General features: G+C 72.0%; 1 pseudogene. It reads left to right on the top strand.

The features are described from left to right. Positions 1-32: 32 nt before the first annotated feature. Positions 33-311, top strand: a pseudogene (locus tag KVT14_RS20210) (alpha/beta hydrolase); the annotation flags it as partial.

Genomic DNA, 311 nt, shown 5'->3' with positions numbered 1-311 from the left:
CGGACAGCTGGTACACCGGCGACCCGGCCGTCATGGGACAGGAGAACTACGTGGAGTGGCGGTCGGCGGTGCGCGATCCCGGCGTCGTCCGCGCGATGCTCGAGGACTACCGGGCCGGCATGACGATCGACCGCGAGCACGAGGAGGCCGTCCGGGCGCGTGGGCACGGTGTCAGCGCGCCCCTCCTCGTGCTCTGGTCGCTGCGGGACGACCTCGCCCAGCTCTACGGCGACACGCTGACAATCTGGCGCTCGTGGGCGACGGAGGTCGAGGGCCGAGGGATCGACTCCGGCCACCACGTGGCGGAGGAG

It is taken from the genome of Cellulomonas sp. GbtcB1 (assembly GCF_019091725.1).
GTDB lineage: Bacteria > Actinomycetota > Actinomycetes > Actinomycetales > Cellulomonadaceae > Cellulomonas.
This window is presented reverse-complemented; position numbering and strand designations above follow the sequence as displayed.